The sequence below is a fragment of the Pseudomonas shirazensis genome (assembly GCF_014268785.2).
GTDB classification, from domain to species: Bacteria; Pseudomonadota; Gammaproteobacteria; order Pseudomonadales; family Pseudomonadaceae; genus Aquipseudomonas; species Aquipseudomonas shirazensis.
Genome location: NZ_JABWRD020000005.1, coordinates 1 through 15,046, shown reverse-complemented (window position 1 = coordinate 15,046; position 15,046 = coordinate 1). Strand labels below are relative to the sequence as shown.

Here is a 15,046-nt window from a genome sequence, read left to right as displayed (position 1 = left end):
TATTGATCACGCAGTTACTGCGGGGAGACTTCGGTCTTCGGCTTGCCGAAGTGCCATTCGTAAACCACGAACTTGAAGTCTTTCAGGTCGCCCTTGGCGTCATACGACAGGTCGCCGGTCGGGGTCTTGAAGGTGCCAGCGTGGATGGCTGCAGCCACTTTGTCGGCGTCTTCGGACTTGGCCGCAACGATACCGTCAGCGATCAACTGCACAGCGGAGTAGGCCGGGAACACGAACGGGCCGCTTGGGTCCTTGCCGTCAGCCTTGATGGCATCGGCAATGGCCTTGTTCGCAGGGTCAGCGTCGAACGACTTCGGCAGGGTCACCAGCAGGCCTTCCGAAGCGCCTTGGGCGATCTGCGAGATGGAGTCGTTGCCGACACCTTCCGGGCCCATGAACTTGGCTTTCAGGCCTTTTTCTTGCGCCTGGCGCAGGATCAGGCCCAGTTCTGGGTGGTAGCCGCCGTAGTAAACGAAGTCGACGTTGTTCTGCTTGAGCTTCTGGATGATCGAGGAGAAGTCCTTGTCACCCGCGTTCAGGCCTTCGAACACGGCAACTTTGGTGCCTTTGCTTTCCAGGGTCTGTTTGACCGCGGTAGCGATGCCTTCACCGTATTGCTGCTTGTCGTGCAGTACTGCAACGACCTTAGGCTTGACGTGGTCGGCGATGTAGTTGCCAGCAGCAGGGCCTTGCGCGCTGTCCAGGCCGATGGTGCGGAAGATCATCTTGTAGCCACGGGCCGTGATTTCCGGGCTGGTGGCAGCCGGGGTGATCATGATCACGCCTTCGTCTTCGTAGATGTCGGATGCAGGCTGGGTGGAGCTGGAGCACAGGTGACCGATTACGTACTTGACGCCATCGTTGACCACTTTGTTGGCTACGGCCACTGCTTGTTTAGGGTCGCAAGCGTCGTCATATTCCTTGGCCTCAAGCATCTTGCCATCGACGCCGCCCTTGGCGTTGATGTCCTTGATGGCTTGCTTGGCGCCGATGAACTGCATGTCGCCGTACTGGGTGACAGGACCGGTTTTCGGGCCGGCGATACCGATCTTGATGGTATCGGCAGCAAACGAATGGCTGGCTACGCCGGCCAGTACCATTGCAGCGAACAGCTTGGAAATCTTGATCATAGTGCTCCACTCATTCTGTTGTAATTCTTATAGTCCTGGCGGTCAGGGCTACAGACCGGGCGGGATGTGCAATGGCCACGCCATATGCACGCCCACCTTCCCCCGGAACATGTCCCGGAACTGTACCGGTACAGTGTAGAGCGCTGGCTCGACGCTTGAAAAGCCATCAAAAAGCGTCTGTTTCGCGGGGTGTCGCGTGATCGACATAAACATACAGAATAGCGCCATCAAATAGCCTCTATTCAGCGATGAATCCCCCATACTCGGGAGCTGTCGAGCAAATTACATATTTGCAACCGGGTTTTTCTGCAAAAATGGCGGCCTTTAAGTTGGCCGATTCTTGCTGGTAGGAACCCATGACTGATCAAACAAGCACCCTCTATGCCAAATTGCTTGGTGAGACTGCAATCATTGAGTGGAAGGCGCTGGAGCGTTTCTGGGCAAAGGGTGACCTGATTTGGGTCGACCCCGATCTGGACCTGATTACCGTTGCTGCGGCGATGGCCGAAAACCAAGGTGAAATGTTCGCCAAATGGCGGGCGGATGGCACTGTCGTACCGGTATCGGCAGAGCAGGCGCTAGACATGCAGGCCCGTGATCCGCAAATCTGGGCTGTGGTGGTTTCGCCATTCGTGCTCATGCAGACAAAGCCCGCTACAAATCAGTGAGCTTTTTTGGTGCGTAGAAACAGGCAGGCGGCTGCTTATGGTGCGCGTTGACGTGCACGTAAGGTAGAAGTAAGTAACACCGCAAGCATCGTTCGGCACAGCGGTAACAGTTTACGGAATGCGTAATAAAGGTGCAGGGCGCTCGCCACTGCGCTCAAGTCGAGGCCAGGGTGGCACCGTCACTTGCTGGTTGCTGTTGCACACACACACACACCGTTGATGGAGTTGCTATGAGTACTGCATTGCCTGCGTTGGGTTTCGCTGGGATTGGCTTGATGGGCCTGCCGATGTGCCGTCGCCTGTTGGCTGCCGGTTATCCATTGACGGTATGGAACCGCAGCCCGCACAAGTGCGCCGAGTTGGTCGCTGCCGGCGCCCGGCTGGCGGCGAGCCCTGCAGAGCTGAGCCAGTACAGCGATATGGTGCTGTTGTGCCTGGCGGACGCCAGCGTGGTCCGCGAGGTGGTGTTTGGTGAACAGGGGGTGGCCGCAGGCGGTCGGCACGGGCAGTTGTTGGTCGACCTGTCCAGCCTTGAGCCCAGTGCGACGCGGGCAATGGCAGCCGAGCTGGCAGCGCGTTGTGGCATGGCCTGGCTGGATGCGCCAGTGTCTGGCGGCACAGCCGGGGCCACCGCCGGTAGCCTGGCGATCATGGTTGGCGGCGCAGCGCAAGATCTGGCCCGGGCCCGGCCGGTGCTGATGCAGCTCGGTCAGCGCGTGACTCACATGGGCGCGGTAGGCACGGGCCAGGTCACCAAAGCCTGCAACCAGATGATCGTTGCCTGCAATGCCTTGGTGATTGCCGAAGTGGTCGCCCTCGCCGAGCGCTCCGGCGTCGATGCCAGTTTGATCGCCGAAGCGCTGGCCGGTGGCTTTGCCGATTCCAAGCCGCTGCAGATACTTGCGCCGCAGATGGCAGCGAGCGAGTTCGAACCGGTCAAGTGGCATGTACGCACGCTGCTCAAGGACCTCGATGGCGCCGTCAAACTGTCCCACGAGCAGGGCTCGGCCGCACCGATCAGTGGCCTCGCCGCGCAACTGATGCGCTTGCACGGTAGCCAGGGCTGCCTGGAAAAAGATCCGGCAACTCTGGTTGAGCTGTATCGGCATCTGCCCTGAGCGCCGGTTGCTGGCGGTCGAGGCGCTCCAGTACCGGGTACAGCTCGGTCAACGGCACCGGTCGGCTGAGCAGGTAGCCTTGCAGGTAATCACAGCTATGGCTGACCAGAAACTGCTGTTGCTCCACGGTTTCGACGCCTTCGGTGACTACCTGCAGGTGCAGGGTGTGGGCCATCATGATGATTGCCTGGACGATCTCACGGTCTTTCTGGCTGACCGGGACTTCCTGGATAAATGAACGATCGATCTTCAGCACGTCCAGCGGCAGGCGTTTGAGGTAAGCCAGCGACGAATAGCCAGTGCCGAAGTCATCGATCGACAGCGCCACGCCTTGCGCGCGAATCCGCTTGAGCAGGTTGATGACCTGCTGAATGTCGCCCATCAGGGCATTTTCGGTGACCTCCAGTTCCAGTTGTCGCGGCGCCAGGCCAGCCTGGAACAAGGCCTGTTCGACGTCATCTGGGAGCTCTTCGCGGGCCAGGGTCAGCGCCGAGCAATTGACCGTGACCTTGAGGCTGGCGTAACCATGCTGATTGAGCCGGGCGAGGTCGGCGCAGGCGCGGCGCAGCACCCACAGATCCAGCTCGGCGATCAGCCCGTTGGCTTCGGCGATGCCGATGAAGCGCTCGGGCCCGAGCAGACCGTGCTGCGGGTGTTGCCAGCGCACCAGCGCTTCCAGCTTGGCCACTTGACCGCTGCGTACGTCGAAAATCGGTTGGTAGTGCACGCACAGGCCGCGTTCTTCGAGCAAGGCAACCCGCAGTTCTTCCTCCAACTGCAGTTCCAGGGTCGCGCGAACACGCAGACTGCTATTGAAGAAGTTGAGGTTGTTGCGTCCGCAGCCTTTGGACTGATAAAGCGCCAGGTCGGCGTTTTTCAGCAATTCTTCGGCATTGCGGCCGTCGTCCGGATAGATGCTGATGCCGATACTGGTGGTCATGACCATACGCCGTCCGCCCAGGTCGATCGGCTCTTTCATCCGCTGCATGATCCGCTGCGCCAGGTGACGGGCCTCGTCCCGGCTGTGCAGGCTGGTGACGATGCAGAATTCGTCGCCGCCAAACCGCGCCACCAGATCCTGGCTGCGGGTTGCGGCTTTGATGTGGTCGGCGATGACCTTGAGCAGATCATCGCCGGCGGCGTGGCCGAGGCTGTCGTTGATCCGCTTGAAGTGGTCGATGTCGAGGAACATCACCGCCAGCATGCCTTCATTTGCGGCGTGCTCGGCAAGACGTTCGGCAAACACCTGGTTGAAACCGCGGCGGTTGATCAGGTTGGTCAGTGCATCGTAGTGCGCGGCCTGCTGCAGCGACACCCGGGCCTGGTCAAGCTGGCTGAGCAGCACACTGACCCGGCGCAGGTCGTGCTCCTTGCTTTGCAGTTTTTTGTCGGCCAGCGCCGCACTGATGCTGCTGGCGCTGATCAGCAGGGTGATGCAGGCAACGGTCAGGCCCAACTGCAGGCTGTTGTCAGTGGACGGCAGGCTCAGCGCGGCGTCTGCCGGGATCACCAGGGTCATGGCCGCCATGCCGGTAAAATGGGTAGCCACGATACCCCCGGCCATCAGCAGGCTGGCGCCGTACTTCATGGCCAGATGCAGGGTGCCGCTGCCGTTGCGAAAGTAACGCGCCATGACCAGCGCCAGCAGGCTGGCGACAATGGCAATCAGCAACGAGGCCAGCAGCAGGCTGGTCTGGTAGTACTGCACGGCGCTGGTCTTCATTGCCGCCATGCCGACGTAGTGCATCAAGGTCACACCGAGGCCGATGAACGTGGCCGCTTGCAGGTAATGACGCGGGCTCATCACATGGCGCTCAAGGCTGTGCATGGCGAACCACGAGGCGAGTAGGGCAAGCAGTAACGACAACCCTGTCAGCGCGGCGTCATAGTGGGTTTCCAGCGGCGCGTGCAAGGCCAGCATGCTGATGAAGTGCAAGGCCCAGATACCGCCTGCCAGGCAGCATGCGCCGAGGATCCGCCATTGCCGGCGAGCGTTGTCGTTCTCGCTGTGGCATTGGCGCTCAGCCATATCCAGGGTGGCAAACGCCGCAGCGCTGACGACGATATAGGCCAGAATGATCAGCAATGGCTCGTGACGGCAGTCGATAACGATCTGTCCGGTTGCCGGTAGCTCGGCGAACAATTGCAGTCCCAGCCACTCCATCGCGCCTCTCCGTGGTGCCCTGCATCCGCCCCCGAAGGAGACTCATGAACACGCAGTATAGGAAAAGGTAGTTAAGCCTTCCTGATTAATGGCAATTTGGTTGCTACGATTTGGTTATCAGGCTGATAGCGGGCGGAAATAAAAAAGGGCGCCGTAAGGCGCCCTGGTTTTTACTGCTGGGAGTCGTGCTCAGACTAATCAGCCCGCGACCAGCACCCGAATCGCTTCCAGACGCAAAGCCGCCTTGTCGAGCATGGCCAAGCCCTGCTCACGCTGTGCACGCAGCGCATCGATTTCGCTGTCACGTACCGTCGGGTTGACGGCCTTGAGTGCGGTCAGGCGTGCCAACTCCTCATCCGCTTCGGCAGCCAGGCGACGCTGCGCCTCGGCCACACGCTCGACGTGCACCGGCTCGATCTTGGCTTCGGCACCACTGATGCGCTGGGCCAATACATCGCGTTGCGCCTGGATGAACTTGTTGGCGCTGGCCCGCGGCACACTTTCGAGCTGCTCGTTGAGCGTCTCGAAGGCCACCCGTGCGGCCAGGTCGTTGCCGTTGGCATCAAGCAAACAGCGCAGGGCAGCGGTCGGCAGGTAACGGCCAAGTTGCAGGCTGCGAGGCGCGACCACTTCACTGACGTAGAGCAGTTCGAGCAGGACGGTGCCTGGCTTGAGCGCCTTGTTCTTGATCAACGCTACGGCGGTGTTGCCCATCGACCCAGACAGCACCAGGTCCATGCCACCCTGTACCATTGGGTGTTCCCAGGTCAGGAATTGCATGTCTTCGCGCGACAATGCCTGGGCCCGGTCGTAGGTGATGGTCACGCCTTCGTCGTCACCCAGTGGGAAGCTGGCGTCGAGCATCTTTTCGCTCGGTTTGAGGATCAGGGCGTTTTCTGAATGGTCCTCGCTGTCGATACCAAAGGCATCGAACAGGGTTTCCATATAAATAGGCAGGGCGAACTGGTCGTCCTGCTCCAGGATCGCCTCGACCAGTGCCTGACCTTCGCCAGCACCGCCGGAGTTGAGCTCGAGCAAGCGGTCGCGGCCGCTGTGCAGTTCGGACTCGAGGCGCTCGCGGTCAGCGCGGGCTTCGTCCACCAGGATGTTCCAGGCGCTGGCTTCGCCATCGCCGAGCAGCGAAAGCAAGCGCGAACCGTGGCGATGTTGCAGGGCGTTGCCGGTCGGGCAAGTGGCGAGGAACGCATTCAGTGCCAGGTGGTACCACTGGAACAAGCGCTCTTGCGGGCTGTCCTGCAGGTACGGGATATGCAGCTCGATGGTGTGCTTCTGGCCGATCCGGTCGAGACGGCCAATGCGCTGCTCGAGCAGGTCGGGGTGGGCAGGCAGGTCGAACATCACCAGGTGATGAGCGAACTGGAAGTTGCGGCCCTCACTACCGATTTCCGAGCAGATCAGTACTTGAGCGCCGAACTCTTCATCGGCGAAGTAGGCTGCCGCGCGATCCCGCTCGAGGATGCTCATTCCCTCATGGAATACCGTGGTCGGGATGCCGGAGCGCACGCGCAGGGCGTCTTCCAGGTCCATCGCGGTTTCGGCGTGGGCGCAGATCACCAGGACCTTGGTGCGCTTGAGCATTTTCAGCGTGTCGATCAGCCAGTCGACCCGTGGGTCGAAGCGCCACCAGCGTTGCTCGTCATCGCCTGGGCCCTGGGCCTGGAAGGCCACTTCCGGATACAGCTCGGCGCGCTCGCCAGCCGGCAGTGCGCTGTACTGCTCAGGGTTAGGCAGCGGGTAGGGATGCAGATGACGCTCGGGGAAGCCTTGCACGGCAGCACGGGTGTTACGGAACAGCACGCGGCCGGTACCGTGGCGATCGAGCAGCTCGCGGATCAAGCGCGCGCTGGCTTCGCTGTCGCCATCGTTGACCGCAGTCAACAAGGCTTCGCCTTCGGCACCGAGGAAACCGTGGATAGTGGCGTGGGCCTTGGGCGACAGGCGGCCTTGTTCGAGCAGCTCCTGCACTGCTTCGGCGACCGGGCGGTAGTTCTCGCTCTCGGCGCGGAAGGCTGCCAGGTCGTGGAAGCGATGCGGGTCGAGCAGACGCAGGCGCGCGAAGTGGCTGTCCTGGCCAAGTTGCTCGGGGGTCGCGGTCAGCAGCAGCACGCCAGGGATGACCTCGGCCAGTTGCTCGACCAGGGAATATTCCGCGCTGGCGTTTTCTTCGTGCCAGACCAGGTGGTGCGCTTCATCGACCACCATCAGGTCCCAGCCGGCGGCGAACAGCGCGTCCTGAGCCTTCTCGTCTTCGACCAGCCACTCCAGCGCGACCAACGCCAGCTGGGCGTCTTCGAATGGGTTGCTGGCATCGCTTTCAATGAAACGTTCGGCGTCGAACAGCGCTACCTGCAGGTTGAAGCGCCGGCGCATCTCTACCAGCCACTGGTGCTGGAGATTTTCTGGAACGAGGATCAGCACCCGGTTGGCGCGGCCGGTAAGCAGTTGGCGGTGAATCACCAGGCCTGCTTCGATGGTCTTGCCCAGGCCTACTTCATCGGCCAGCAGAACGCGCGGGGCGATCCGGTCAGCGACCTCACGGGCGATGTGCAGCTGGTGCGCGATCGGTTGCGCGCGGCAGCCGCCCAGCCCCCACAGGCTCGACAGCATCTGTTTGCTGTTGTGCTGCAGGGTGTTGTAACGCAGCGAGAACCACGCCAGCTGGTCGATCTGCCCGGCGAACAGGCGGTCGCTGGCCAGGCGGAACTGGATGAAGTTGGACAGCTGGGTTTCCGGCAGGGTGCGCGGCTGGTTCTGTGCGTCGAGGCCGTGGTAGACCATCAAGCCGTCGACGTCATCGACCTCGCGCACGGTCAGCTTCCAGCCTTCGAAATGAGTGATCTGGTCGCCCGGCGAGAAGCGCACGCGGGTCAGCGGCGCATTGCGCAGGGAATATTGACGGGTGTCGCCAGTGGCCGGGTACAGCACGGTCAGCAAGCGGCCATCCTGTGCCAGGATGGTACCCAGGCCGAGCTCGGCTTCGCTGTCGCTGATCCAGCGTTGCCCCGGTTGATACTGCTGCGCCATACTGCCTGAACTCCCGCCGATGAAAAGCCGGCTATGTTAACGGATAGACCGGGCAGACCAAAGAGTTAACAGACTAGCCGTTTCATCGACGCCCACCCGCAGCGACGAGGATACCCAGCCCAATGCCTGCCAAGTACCGTTGGTTGACCGCTTCCGTGGGCCTGGGCAGCTTGCTGCTGATGGGCGGTTGCGAGCAGAACAATTTCCAGTCCTTGGCGCCGATCGCCGCCGAGCAGCTTGAGGTGCTGGGTGTGCGTACACCGATCAAGAGCGTGCATTTTCGCGACCGCGACGGCGAGGGGCTGTTGGTGTTGAGCCGTACCGATGGCCAGGCCAGTGACCCCGAGAGCGAGCAGGAAGTCGACAAGGTGGTGCTCAAAGCCACCCTGTACGGGCGCACTGCCGGCAGCGAAGCGTTCAAGCCGCGCTGGCAGATCGAGCAAGAGACCACCTGCCCGGGGCTGGACCTGGATATCGACTTCTATACCGATGTCAGTGACGTCAGCGATCTGAATGGCGACGGTGTCGCCGAAGTGACGGTGGCCAGCCACGCATTCTGCGGTGGTGGTATTGACCCGCATGACATTGCAATCGAACTGCGTGAAGGTGCTTCGGTCTACAGCATCACCGGTCAGTCCTTGATCAGCCCGGCAGGTGAACAACCTATCGGCGGTGAGCGGGTTGATAGCGCTTCACTGAAGAATGCCGCGCAGGTCCTGCGTGATCATCTGGATGCGGTGTGGCAGAAGGTCTACAAACGGCCGTGGAGCGAAGTCAGCCCTGAGCCGGATGATGCAGATGACGATCTACCCGATTAAGCAAGCCTGGCTGGCGGCGCTCGTTTCCCGTAGTGAGGCACTCAAGGCCGGTTCACACCGGCCGATACAGTAGTGACAGGAGAACCTCAATGCTGCCGCCGATCATTCCACTCAGTGCCATGCCCGTGACCACCCAGCACGACCCGGTCAAACAGACACCGGACATCCGCCCGGTTGTCCCTGCGCAGCCAGCTCCCGACGACAGCTCGATCAACCTCAAGCAGCAGCGCGACCCCAACGAGCAGGCCTTGCTCCTGCGTGAAGAGCAGCGCCGCCAGCATCAGCGCCGCCACGATGAGGATGACGAGCGTTACGAGGCACTCGCCGGTGAGGAACTCAATGCCGACAACACCGTGCCTGTAGCGCCTCTGGGCGAACGCCCGCGCCAGGGTCTGCTGGTCGATATCGAAGTCTGACTGGCCAACATCGACGCCTGGCGGCATCATGCACTTATCTGCTGACAGCCGGGCCCGTCCATGAGTGAAGACAACCTGATCGACTTCGGTGCCGAGCGCGCCAAACGTATCCATGACATCAAGGACAAGCGTCTTGATGAAATGCGCCAGGCCTTCGAGCAAGCCATGCCGCTGACCGCTGGCAAAAAGAAAAAGCCCAAGAACAAACCCAAGAAGCGCTGAACTTGACGCAGGTCAACCCTGCGCCCACCTCCAGTGCCCGGTCCCGGGCACTATTGACCCCGGTCAATTTTCTCCCTGCTCCTATTCGCTACCTTACATCCATCGGACGACGGCAGATAAACAGGGAGCGCCGACATGTTCTTCGACAATGTGGTTATCGCAGGTGTTGTGACGGTCGGTTTGATGCTGGTCTTCTTCGCCGGTCTGGGCATTTTCATCTGGAAGGATTCGCACAAGCGCAAACAGCGCTGATCCTTCCCGATTCATGAGCACGCAAGGCATTTAGGGCGACTTCGGTCGCCCATTTTTTTGTCTGGATTTTCTTGCTGGCGCAGCGCGGCTTACTGTTCCGGCAACAGTGCTTGAATAGCCGTCTCAGGCCGATCAACGGCCAGGTGAAAGCTGAATACAGTTCCGCCCGCAAGGCTTGATGCCACTTGCATGTGCCCGCCGTGGGCGAGGGCGATTTGCTTGGCAATGTACAGGCCTAGGCCCAGGCCTTGTTGATGGGCTGTGGCGCGTATTCGGGTAAAGGGCTGAAACAGCTGAGCGAGGGTCTGCGCGGGGATCGGCTCGCCCAGGTTATGTACGCTGAGCAGGAAGTGGCCGTCATGAATGTTTGCACCGACCGTCACCGTACCCTGCGGGTCACCATGAACCAGGGCGTTGGCGATCAGGTTGGATAACAACTGGGCAATCCGCTCAGGGTCACAATACAAACCGCCGATCTCACCCAGTTGCAGCTGCAATTGGCGCTGTGGGTGGACGCGTTGCAGTTCCGAGGCTACGTGCCGCAGTACCTCAGCCAGGTCATGGCACGGCTGCTGCGCAAGGGCGATACCGCTGCCCAGGCGGCCGCGGGCGAAGTCCAGCACATCACGCACAAGATTGCTCGCCCGTTGACCGCAAGTGAGGATGTGCTTTGCCAGAGCCTGGTGTTTTTGCTCGGTCAGGCGCTGCACCAGCAGCTCTGCGCCGGCAGTGATTGCAAACAGCGGGTTGCGCAGGTCGTGGCCCAGCACGGCAATGAACTGCTCGCGCACCTCTGCCATCGCTCGCTCCTGCTGCAACGCGAACTCGGTGCGCTGGGCGTGTTCTTCATGTTCCATCTGCACTGAAAGTAGCTTGGCAAAGCCTTCTATCATCGGCTGTATTGCGCTGTTCTTCAGGGCAAAAGGCTCGGGGTCGAGAGCGCAGATCGTGCCGAAGAAACTGCCATCCTGGAGATATACGGGCACCGAGATGTAGCTTTCGAACTTGTACTGTATCGGAGTGGGGTGGTTGCAGTAGAGCGGGTCTTCACTGGCCTTATCGATGACGATGGCTTGATGTGAACTGCGAATTACATCGCACAACGTCGTGGTGACATCCAGTTCCCCGCCTACGTCCAGGCCAAATCCAAGGCCATCCAGCACTGCGCAGGCGGTCCAGCTGTGCTCTGTTACGCGCGCGACAGCAGCGAAGCGCATGCCGGTGCTCTGGCAAATAACCTGAAGAATCGCCGGCACCGCACTGATGCGACCAATGGTGGCGATGTCGGAACTTACCGCGTTGTTCATGCAGGGTTCCACGGCCCCTTGGGCCACATCAATGATTTGCCGGGTATTCTAGCGGGCTTGTCAGGAGCAGATCAAAAAGCTTGGCGAAGCGCTGGCCAGTTGCGCTAGGCTGGCAGCTGCGCGTGGCCCGCCAGAGGTCGCCGCAGGCTTTGCGTGCGTCACTCACTTAATTAGCGAGGTACGCCATGGCCATCACTTCTCAAGACATCTGCAGCGCCGCCGACCAGCTCAATGGCTTTGTCGGTTATCACGCCAAGCGCGGCAGTCATATCGTGCGCTTTTCCGAAGATGCGTTTGGCATGGATGTGGCGGACGACAGCATTACACCGTGTAGCGAATTCGTCTGGCGGGCCGAGTCCGGGCAGCGCATGGCTTTGTGCCGTGAGCGCCTGGCCCTGCTGCTCAGCCAGCATGTGGACGACCGCCTGAATATCGCCGAGCCGTTGCGCATTTATCTGCAGCGCAGCGACCTGCCGGAGATAGTCGCTGAGCGCCGTCTGCGTTGAACGTGGCCCCGCTCAGTCTGGGTATGCCAGCCTGAGCGGGGCAGCAGGCCCATGATTGAAGCTGACCTGGTCGCGGCCCTGATGTTTGGCGGCATAGAGTGCTTTGTCGGCGTGTTCCAGCCAGTGCTCCGGCGACTTCAAAAGCTCATCATAGGCTGCCAGACCAATGCTCAGACTGATCCGTAACATGGGTAGTTGCGGGTTGCGGTAGGCATTTACCCGCTCACGCAGCGCTTCCATCGCCAGCCCAGCCCGGGCTTGGTCAGCCCCTGGGAATATCACGCAGAACTCGTCGCCACCGTAGCGCCCAGCCTGATCATCCGGGCCAAGGCTGCGCTGCAGCTCCTGGCTCAAATGGCGCAGCACACAGTCACCGACGACGTGACCATAGGTGTCGTTGATGGCCTTGAAATGGTCAATGTCGATCAGGGCGATCATTGCCGGCAGGCGCTGTTGGCGGCTGATCTGGAACTTGAGCAAGAGCAGGTCCTTCCATGAGCCGTGATTGAGCAAACCAGTCAGGCTGTCGGTACGGCTCAGTGCGCTGAGCTGACGTTTATGGTCGGCCAGGTTGATCGCCAGGTGATAACACACCCATCCCAGCGCCATGGGATACAGGGCGAGCATTGGCAGGCACGCCCAGACCTGCAGGGCGCTGGTCTGCAACTGCAGGCCGCTGCCTAGGATCGCGCTGGCGAGCAGCATCCCGGCCAATTGCCCGAGCAGCCCGCGCGCCAGCAGGGCTTTGCCGCCGGCGGCAACATTGTTCATGGTCATCATCGACAGGATGGTCACGGTGGGCAAAGGATTGAAATGCATGGCCGCCACCCAGAAGCCGCCCATCAGTGAGTCCAGCAGCAGGTTGCGTTGTTCGGCGCGGTAGGGCGCAGTGGAATGCTTGGCCCATAGATAAGCAACGTGTGGCCAGAGCAAACCATTGGCCAGCATCAATGCCCAGATCCAGCCGGGAGGGTGCAGCGGCGCCATGGCGGCCATCACGCTGAACAGGCCGATGGCCATGCCGAGAATCCTGGGCAGGTAGATGCGCCTGACGAATGAGAGTCCCTTGCCGCTTCTGTTGTCGATCATGGTCGTGGTTCTTCCGTGGGACGCCGTTTATCGCATAAATCGCGTGAATATTGTTCAACAGACTCACCGCAGCGAAAAATGACCTTACAAGCCAATTCACGGTTGATCCAACGCTGTGGGGTAATATGAAGGCCTTGTTTCTCTGCGGAGTGCTCCTGTTCATGCTGCCCACGGACTCCCCCGCCGGTGAACCGGCGCGTTATCAGGATGGGCGCTTTCACAACCATGCGGCCCTGCCACAGGACGGCATGCTGAAAAAACTGCGCATTGGTCTCAAATACCTGTTCTTGCGCAAACCATCGCAAACGCGGCCAGCGACGGCTATTACCTTGCAGCCGATGAGCCGGCAGCAGTTGCTTGATTCACCAGACCACAGTCTGTGGCGGCTGGGGCACTCGACGATACTGCTCAAGCTGCGTGGGCGCTTTTTCCTCACCGACCCGGTGTTTGCCGAGCGCGCCTCGCCGGTGCAGTGGGCCGGGCCGCAGCGCTTTCACCCTTCGCCGTTGGCGCCCAACGAAATTCCGCCGTTGGCAGCCGTGATCCTGTCCCATGATCACTTCGATCACCTCGACGAGCATGCCATTCGCCAATTGGCGCCGCGCACGGATGTTTTCCTGGTGCCGCTAGGAGTTGGTGACCGCCTGATCGGGTGGGGTGTGCCAGCTGGCAAGGTGCGCCAACTCGATTGGTGGCAGGAGGCGGAGGTGGCGGGCGTGCGCTTTGCCGCCACACCTGCGCAGCACTTCTCCGGGCGCGGTCTGTTTGACAGCAATCAGACGTTGTGGGCCTCCTGGGTGATCATCGATGACGGGCTGCGGCTGTTTTTCAGTGGCGATACCGGTTACTTCGATGGCTTTCGTCAGATAGGCGAGCGCTACGGTCCGTTCGACCTCACGCTGATTGAAACCGGCGCCTACAACCTGGCCTGGCCCAGCGTGCACATGCAGCCCGAGCAAAGCTTGCAAGCGCACCTGGATCTGCGTGGGCGTTGGATGCTGCCTATCCACAATGGCACCTTTGATTTGTCTACCCATACCTGGCAGGAACCGTTCGAACGTATTCTCGCGCTGGCCGGCGCTGCTCACGTCAAACTGAGTACGCCGCAGATGGGCGAGCGTGTCAGCCTCGACTCACCCCACGCCGGGCAGAACTGGTGGCAACCGCGCCCCCTGCGTCAGCAGGGCAGGGCGCAACCCAGTTCAGTTGTCTCGCGTTAGCTATTAAAGATGCGGCTCTTGGCGATCGTTATTTTGGTTGGCTTCCTTTAATAGCTTGGACGGTGGCTTGCCGCTGTCGCTGCGTACCTGGGCGTGGCTGATCAAGGCAAAGATGAAGCTGCCACCGATGATGTTGCCGGCCAAGGTAGGCAGGGCAAACTCGAACAGAAAAGCCTGCCAGGTTTCATCGCCAGCCCAGACCAGGTAGGAAACCTCAACCGAGCCCACCACGATATGGGTGAAGTCGCCGAGGGCCATCATGTAGGTGATCAGCAGGATGATCCAGATCTTGGCGTTCTCCATTGCCGGGATCATCCAGACCATGGTTGCGATCATCCAGCCCGATATGATGCCTTTGGCAAACATCTGGCTGATGTCGTTGTGCATGACCTTGCGGCCTATCTCCAGGAATGCCACGTCTGCCTTGCTGTCGAAAATCGGCAGCTCGAGCATGACCCAGGACACCAGCAGCGTGCCGGCCATATTGCCCAGCAGCACCACGCTCCACAAACGCAGCAAGCGGCCGAGGTTGCCCAGGGTCGGGGTAGTCATCACTGGCAGCACGGCAGTGAGCGTGTTTTCGGTAAACAGCTGCTGGCGCGCCAGGATCACGGCGAGAAACCCGGCGCAGTAGCCAAGGCTGGCGATGACCTGTGCACTGTCACCTTCTGGCAGGCGGGCATAGAACAAGCCCATAGCCATCAACGACAGGCCCATGCTGAGGCCGGCGGCAAGTGCCGACCACCACAGCGCGGCGAGGGTTCGCTCCAGCTCCTGGTCGCCTTGGGCGCGGATGATCTCGTGCAGCACCGCTGCCCGGGGCGGTTGGTTATGGCTGATTTCCTGTTCTTCATCCGCCGACAGGCCAGGGGTTTTGTCGCTGTGCGCATCGCTCATTACCGCTGTGCTCCTCTGGGTGTTTCTCTACAGATCAATTGCGCCGCTGTTTAGTTGCCGGGAAGGGTGTTATCAGTGCGAAAGTTTTTTCAGATCAAGGTGTTGACTCCAAATTCAGATCGCGTATTATTCGCCACCTCGCAGCGATGCAGTCGCAGCGAGGCAAGTGTTAAACGCTTGAGGTTGGTAGTAGC

The 15,046-nt window shown here is 60.7% G+C and carries 14 protein-coding genes; 8 read left to right on the top strand and 6 right to left on the bottom strand.

Going from position 1 to position 15,046, the window contains the following annotated elements; genetic code table 11:
* Positions 1–14: 14 nt before the first annotated feature.
* Positions 15–1,130, bottom strand: a complete 1,116-nt coding sequence (locus tag HU736_RS20815) for a branched-chain amino acid ABC transporter substrate-binding protein (RefSeq protein WP_150571553.1) — start codon at positions 1,128–1,130, stop codon at positions 15–17.
* Positions 1,131–1,486: 356 nt separating this feature from the next.
* Here HU736_RS20815 and HU736_RS20810 point away from each other — a divergent pair, with 356 nt between their 5' ends.
* Together HU736_RS20810 and HU736_RS20805 are read left to right on the top strand one after the other, a co-directional pair.
* Positions 1,487–1,798, top strand: coding sequence for a DUF2288 domain-containing protein (locus tag HU736_RS20810; protein WP_103438323.1), 312 nt, complete (start codon positions 1,487–1,489; stop codon positions 1,796–1,798).
* Between the two features lie 230 nt (positions 1,799–2,028).
* Complete coding sequence (locus HU736_RS20805) at positions 2,029–2,916, top strand: NAD(P)-dependent oxidoreductase (protein ID WP_186700732.1); 888 nt, start codon at positions 2,029–2,031, stop codon at positions 2,914–2,916.
* On the opposite strand, the gene HU736_RS20800 is transcribed toward HU736_RS20805, so the two are convergent.
* Together HU736_RS20800 and rapA are read right to left on the bottom strand one after the other, a co-directional pair.
* Positions 2,816–5,080 carry a putative bifunctional diguanylate cyclase/phosphodiesterase gene (locus tag HU736_RS20800; protein ID WP_186700731.1) on the bottom strand — a complete coding sequence of 755 codons (2,265 nt, stop codon included), beginning with the start codon at positions 5,078–5,080 and terminating at the stop codon, positions 2,816–2,818. The genes HU736_RS20805 and HU736_RS20800 overlap by 101 nt on opposite strands.
* A gap of 198 nt (positions 5,081–5,278) precedes the next feature.
* Positions 5,279–8,125, bottom strand: a complete 2,847-nt coding sequence (gene rapA, locus HU736_RS20795; RefSeq protein ID WP_186700730.1) for an RNA polymerase-associated protein RapA — start codon at positions 8,123–8,125, stop codon at positions 5,279–5,281.
* A gap of 122 nt (positions 8,126–8,247) precedes the next feature.
* Here rapA and HU736_RS20790 point away from each other — a divergent pair, with 122 nt between their 5' ends.
* From HU736_RS20790 to ccoM, 4 genes are all read left to right on the top strand, one after another.
* Entirely contained in the window at positions 8,248–8,943 is a 696-nt protein-coding gene (locus HU736_RS20790) for a M949_RS01915 family surface polysaccharide biosynthesis protein (RefSeq protein ID WP_186700728.1), read from the top strand.
* 89 nt (positions 8,944–9,032) lie between these two features.
* Complete coding sequence (locus tag HU736_RS20785; protein ID WP_101321792.1) at positions 9,033–9,359, top strand: aspartate-semialdehyde dehydrogenase; 327 nt, start codon at positions 9,033–9,035, stop codon at positions 9,357–9,359.
* 60 nt (positions 9,360–9,419) lie between these two features.
* Positions 9,420–9,581, top strand: a complete 162-nt coding sequence (locus HU736_RS20780) for a hypothetical protein (RefSeq protein WP_186700726.1) — start codon at positions 9,420–9,422, stop codon at positions 9,579–9,581.
* A gap of 135 nt (positions 9,582–9,716) precedes the next feature.
* The gene (ccoM, locus tag HU736_RS21985; RefSeq protein ID WP_275967712.1) at positions 9,717–9,833 is read left to right on the top strand and encodes a cytochrome c oxidase subunit CcoM; all 117 of its coding nucleotides are present in this window, start codon (positions 9,717–9,719) and stop codon (positions 9,831–9,833) included.
* A gap of 89 nt (positions 9,834–9,922) precedes the next feature.
* Here the strand turns inward: ccoM and HU736_RS20775 are convergent, their stop codons facing one another.
* Positions 9,923–11,140, bottom strand: a complete 1,218-nt coding sequence (locus HU736_RS20775) for a GAF domain-containing sensor histidine kinase (protein ID WP_186700724.1) — start codon at positions 11,138–11,140, stop codon at positions 9,923–9,925.
* Positions 11,141–11,325: 185 nt separating this feature from the next.
* Between HU736_RS20775 and HU736_RS20770 the strand changes: the two genes are divergently transcribed.
* On the top strand, positions 11,326–11,646 hold the full coding sequence (locus HU736_RS20770; RefSeq protein WP_103438317.1) for a DUF2025 family protein: 321 nt from the start codon (positions 11,326–11,328) through the stop codon (positions 11,644–11,646).
* 12 nt (positions 11,647–11,658) lie between these two features.
* Here the strand turns inward: HU736_RS20770 and HU736_RS20765 are convergent, their stop codons facing one another.
* The gene (locus tag HU736_RS20765; protein ID WP_103438316.1) at positions 11,659–12,735 is read right to left on the bottom strand and encodes a diguanylate cyclase; all 1,077 of its coding nucleotides are present in this window, start codon (positions 12,733–12,735) and stop codon (positions 11,659–11,661) included.
* 125 nt (positions 12,736–12,860) lie between these two features.
* Between HU736_RS20765 and HU736_RS20760 the strand changes: the two genes are divergently transcribed.
* The gene (locus HU736_RS20760) at positions 12,861–13,955 is read left to right on the top strand and encodes an MBL fold metallo-hydrolase (RefSeq protein ID WP_186700722.1); all 1,095 of its coding nucleotides are present in this window, start codon (positions 12,861–12,863) and stop codon (positions 13,953–13,955) included.
* Between the two features lie 3 nt (positions 13,956–13,958).
* Here HU736_RS20760 and HU736_RS20755 read toward each other — a convergent pair whose 3' ends face one another.
* Positions 13,959–14,852 carry a formate/nitrite transporter family protein gene (locus HU736_RS20755; RefSeq protein WP_186700720.1) on the bottom strand — a complete coding sequence of 298 codons (894 nt, stop codon included), beginning with the start codon at positions 14,850–14,852 and terminating at the stop codon, positions 13,959–13,961.
* Between the last annotated feature and the right edge of the window lie 194 nt (positions 14,853–15,046).

Bases quoted from the DNA above. Each gene is read 5' to 3' on its own strand.
- HU736_RS20815 (WP_150571553.1), bottom strand. From the start codon at position 1,130: ATGATCAAGATTTCCAAGCTGTTCGCTGCAATGGTACTGGCCGGCGTA.
- HU736_RS20810 (WP_103438323.1), top strand. From the start codon at position 1,487: ATGACTGATCAAACAAGCACCCTCTATGCCAAATTGCTTGGTGAGACT.
- HU736_RS20805 (WP_186700732.1), top strand. From the start codon at position 2,029: ATGAGTACTGCATTGCCTGCGTTGGGTTTCGCTGGGATTGGCTTGATG.
- HU736_RS20800 (WP_186700731.1), bottom strand. From the start codon at position 5,080: ATGGAGTGGCTGGGACTGCAATTGTTCGCCGAGCTACCGGCAACCGGA.
- rapA (WP_186700730.1), bottom strand. From the start codon at position 8,125: ATGGCGCAGCAGTATCAACCGGGGCAACGCTGGATCAGCGACAGCGAA.
- HU736_RS20790 (WP_186700728.1), top strand. From the start codon at position 8,248: ATGCCTGCCAAGTACCGTTGGTTGACCGCTTCCGTGGGCCTGGGCAGC.
- HU736_RS20785 (WP_101321792.1), top strand. From the start codon at position 9,033: ATGCTGCCGCCGATCATTCCACTCAGTGCCATGCCCGTGACCACCCAG.
- HU736_RS20780 (WP_186700726.1), top strand. From the start codon at position 9,420: ATGAGTGAAGACAACCTGATCGACTTCGGTGCCGAGCGCGCCAAACGT.
- ccoM (WP_275967712.1), top strand. From the start codon at position 9,717: ATGTTCTTCGACAATGTGGTTATCGCAGGTGTTGTGACGGTCGGTTTG.
- HU736_RS20775 (WP_186700724.1), bottom strand. From the start codon at position 11,140: ATGAACAACGCGGTAAGTTCCGACATCGCCACCATTGGTCGCATCAGT.
- HU736_RS20770 (WP_103438317.1), top strand. From the start codon at position 11,326: ATGGCCATCACTTCTCAAGACATCTGCAGCGCCGCCGACCAGCTCAAT.
- HU736_RS20765 (WP_103438316.1), bottom strand. From the start codon at position 12,735: ATGATCGACAACAGAAGCGGCAAGGGACTCTCATTCGTCAGGCGCATC.
- HU736_RS20760 (WP_186700722.1), top strand. From the start codon at position 12,861: ATGAAGGCCTTGTTTCTCTGCGGAGTGCTCCTGTTCATGCTGCCCACG.
- HU736_RS20755 (WP_186700720.1), bottom strand. From the start codon at position 14,852: ATGAGCGATGCGCACAGCGACAAAACCCCTGGCCTGTCGGCGGATGAA.